The 3,422-nt window shown below is 69.8% G+C and carries 4 protein-coding genes; 1 reads left to right on the forward strand and 3 read right to left on the reverse strand.

Annotation, left to right across the window (positions count from 1 at the left end):
* Positions 1 to 53: 53 nt before the first annotated feature.
* The 3 genes from KDK95_RS34190 to KDK95_RS34200 form a co-directional block, all read right to left on the reverse strand.
* On the reverse strand, positions 54 to 482 hold the full coding sequence (locus KDK95_RS34190; protein ID WP_212522514.1) for a VOC family protein: 429 nt from the start codon (positions 480 to 482) through the stop codon (positions 54 to 56).
* A 57-nt stretch (positions 483 to 539) separates the two neighbouring features.
* The gene (locus tag KDK95_RS34195) at positions 540 to 980 is read right to left on the reverse strand and encodes a helix-turn-helix domain-containing protein (protein WP_212522515.1); all 441 of its coding nucleotides are present in this window, start codon (positions 978 to 980) and stop codon (positions 540 to 542) included.
* 145 nt (positions 981 to 1,125) lie between these two features.
* On the reverse strand, positions 1,126 to 2,505 hold the full coding sequence (locus KDK95_RS34200) for an FAD-binding oxidoreductase (protein ID WP_212522516.1): 1,380 nt from the start codon (positions 2,503 to 2,505) through the stop codon (positions 1,126 to 1,128).
* A 554-nt stretch (positions 2,506 to 3,059) separates the two neighbouring features.
* Here KDK95_RS34200 and KDK95_RS34205 point away from each other — a divergent pair.
* Positions 3,060 to 3,422 (forward strand): MFS transporter (locus KDK95_RS34205; RefSeq protein WP_212522517.1); only part of this gene is annotated, 363 nt, incomplete at its 3' end.

The following is a 3,422-nucleotide window of genomic DNA, read 5'->3' on the forward strand; positions in this document are numbered from 1 at the left end:
CCACCTGGTTCGCCCACCACCCGGTGCGGTACCGGGCGCGGCGCCGATCGCGGTCAGCCCCCGAAGCCCTCGCGCGGCTGGGTCAGCCGGAAGTGGTTGCCGAAGGGGTCGCGGAAGCCGGCGTCGATGCCGTAGATCCGCTCCTCCGGCTTCTCCTGGAACTCGACGCCGCGCGCCGAGAGCTCCTCGTACGCGGCCTGGCAGTCGTCCGTGGTCAGGAAGACGGCGCTGCCGACGCCCTTGGCCATCAGGTCCTTGAGCCGGCTGACGGTCTCCGCGTCGAACATCGGCTCGCCCGGGATCGCCATCAGCACGATGGCGATGTCCTGCCCGACCGGCCCGACCGTGAGCCAGCGGAAGTTCCCCATCTCCGGCACCGTCACATCGGCGCGGACCTCCATGCCGAGCTTGTTGACGTAGAAGTCCAGGGCCTCGTCCTGGTCGGGAACGAACACCTGGTAACTGGCGATCTGGTACGGCATGACAGCCTCCTCGGTACGGGTTGACGCAGTCAGCGGTTCGGGTTGACGCACCCAACGCTAGTTCGAGGGCTGTGCCCCGTCTTCTCGAAACGTCCGGTGCCGCGGCCGCCCGTACGCCCGCTGCAGGCACCACGGGATCAGCGCGAATTGCGAGGCCGGCGGGAAGGACGCCCGGTAGTCGGTGGGCTTGAGCCCGTACATCCGCACGAAGCTCGTCGTGAACGACCCGACGCTCGCCAACCCGACCGCGACGCAGATGTCCGCCACCGAGTAGTCCGTCGTCCGCAGCAGCGCCGCCGCCCGCTCCAGCCGCCGCGTGAGCAGGTACGCATGCGGCGACTCCCCGAACGCCCGCCGGAACTCCTGGCTGAAATGCGCCCGCGAATACCCCGCCGCCCGCGCCAGGTCGTCCACCGTCAACGGCTCGGCATACCGCGCGTCCGCCAGGTCCTTGGCACGCAGCAGATGATGCCCGTTTCGCACCGGTTCGGAGCCCATGCCTCCGATGGTAGGCGCGAGGTCCGACAGCGGGGTCGCCCGCGATTCCTTATCCCTGTTGACCTGCGATTTCTCGGCCGGCCCCGCGTCTGTCGCCGACACGACGCCGGGGCCCGCGCCGGCCGCGACGTCGACTGATCCGCCGTCAGATCGCCTTCCCCGGGTTCATGATCCCCAGCGGGTCCAGCGCGTTCTTGATCGCCAGTTGCGCGGCCATCGTCGCGTCGCCGAGTTCGGCGTTCAGCCAGTGGCGTTTCAGGGTGCCGACGCCGTGTTCTCCGGTGAGGGTGCCGCCCAGGTCCAGGGCGGCGCGGAAGACTTCCTCGGCGGCGTCCCATACTGCGCTCGGGATCTCGTCCAGGCCGCGGTCGAAGACGAAGACGGGGTGGAGGTTGCCGTCGCCGGCGTGGGCGACCGTTGGGACGGTGAGGTCGTGGGCGGCGGCGATGCGTTCTACGGCGGCGAACATGTCGGGGAGTTTGGATCTGGGGACGCAGACGTCCTCGATGAGGCAGGCGCCGATGCGCTCGATGGCGGTGAAGGCCATGCGGCGGACGTCGAGGAGTTGGGCGGCTTCGGCCTCGTCGTCGGAGACGGCGACCACCGTGGCGCGGTTGTCGGTGCAGCAGTCGGCCATGACCTGCGCCGCGGCGGCCGCGTCCGGGCCGTCGGCCTGGCACAGGAGCATGGCGTTGGTCTTGGGGTCCAGGCCGATGTGGCGCCAGTCGTCGAGGGCTTGAAGCGTGGTTCGGTCCATCAGTTCGAGCAGGCTGGGGCCCACGCTCGCGCGGACGATGGCCCAGACTGCCTCTGCCGCGTCGATGACGTTGGCGAACTCGGCGGCGACGGTGACCGGCGGGTGCTTGGGGGCGGGGCGAAGGCGGAGGGTGGCGGAGGTGATGATGCCGAGCGTGCCCTCGGAGCCAACGAGCAGGCCGGTGAGGTCGTAGCCGGTCACGCCCTTGACCGTGCGCCTGCCGGTCTTGATCAGTTCGCCGTTGGCGAGGACTGCCTCCAGGCCGAGCACGGAGTCGCGGGTGACGCCGTACTTCACGCAGCGCAGACCGCCCGCGTTGGTCGCCAGGTTGCCGCCGATAGTGCAGGACGCGTACGAACTCGGGTCCGGCGCGTACATCAGGCCGTGGGCGCGGGCGGCGCGGTCGAGGTCGGCGTTGACGACGCCCGGTTCGACGACGGCGAGTTCGTCCTGCGGGGACAGTTCCTTGATGGCGGTCATCCGGGCCACGGAGATGACGAGGCAGCCGTCGATCGTGGCCGTTCCGCCGACGATGCCGGTGCCGGCTCCGCGCGGGATGACGGGGACTCGGTTGGCGGCGGCCCAGCGCAGCGCGCTCTGCACGTCGGCCGCCGTTCGGGCGACGACGACGGCGCACGGGGCGCCCGGCGTGACATACGAGTGCTCGTCGTGGCAGAAGTCGCGGATCCGGTCCGGATCGGTCAGGGTGCGGTCGTCGCCGAGGGCCTGGACCAGCTCGGAGACTGCCGAGAGTGCAGGAAGTGTCACCGGGACGAGTCTAGTGAGATGGCTGCGAGATGAAAGGTGCCGGCGTGCCGACCCCGTCGGCCTCCGCCGCCGCGACGCTGACGCCGATCCCGATGCCGACGCCGATGCCGATGCCGATGCCGAGAGAGGCGTCCCAGGCGCGCCGTACCGGAACCGCCCCCGCCGTCCGTCCCCGCCGGCGCCGCACGCGAAGGCGGCGTCCCGTGCCGGTGCCGTCGATGGCGCGACGACACCGGCACTCCCCTGTAGGGACTGACCCCAAGCACGGCCCCCGTGGCGTGTGCGGGTGGGCTGCTGAAGACTCTGGCGCATCGCGCCGCCCGGGGACAACGGTTTTCCGGGCTCGTGAGACAGCTGGGAGTGTCGCACGCTGTTGACCTGCGCTTTGGGACGAGCCTGAAGATTTTGTGAGACAGCGGTGCCGGCGATCACACGATTGGCGGCATCCGACCTGCGCCGTTGGATGTGCCCCGTTTCCCTTCTGCCAATCGGGGCAATTCGGAGGCCCTCGTAGATTTTTGTCGCCCGACCGGTATCGAATCGAGGTGCCAACGATGGCAACGCTCAGCAGACAGTCGACCTTCGGCGGCGGGATCCGCAGCCTGGTCCCCGCCCGTATCGACCGGCTCAGCTGGTCGCGCTTCCACACGATGATGGTGGTGGCGCTCGGCGTGGCCTGGATCCTGGACGGACTCGAGGTCAGTATCGCGAGCAACGTGAGCCCGTATCTGACCGATCCGGCCGCGCTGAACATGGGCGCCGGGTCCGTGGCGTTCTCCGTCGGTACGATCTACCTGCTCGGCGAGGTCTTCGGCGCGCTGTTCTTCGGCAACCTGTCGGACCGGTGGGGGCGGCGGAACCTGTTCATGGTGACGCTGGGCGTCTATCTGATCGGCGGCGGGCTGAGCGCGCTGACC

Origin of the sequence: Actinospica acidithermotolerans (assembly GCF_018139625.1) — a bacterium.
Classification (GTDB): Bacteria; Actinomycetota; Actinomycetes; order Streptomycetales; family Catenulisporaceae; genus Actinospica; species Actinospica acidithermotolerans.

Excerpts from the sequence above, each read along its gene's own strand:
- KDK95_RS34190 (WP_212522514.1), bottom strand. The coding sequence starts at position 482 with ATGCCGTACCAGATCGCCAGTTACCAGGTGTTCGTTCCCGACCAGGAC.
- KDK95_RS34195 (WP_212522515.1), bottom strand. The coding sequence starts at position 980 with ATGGGCTCCGAACCGGTGCGAAACGGGCATCATCTGCTGCGTGCCAAG.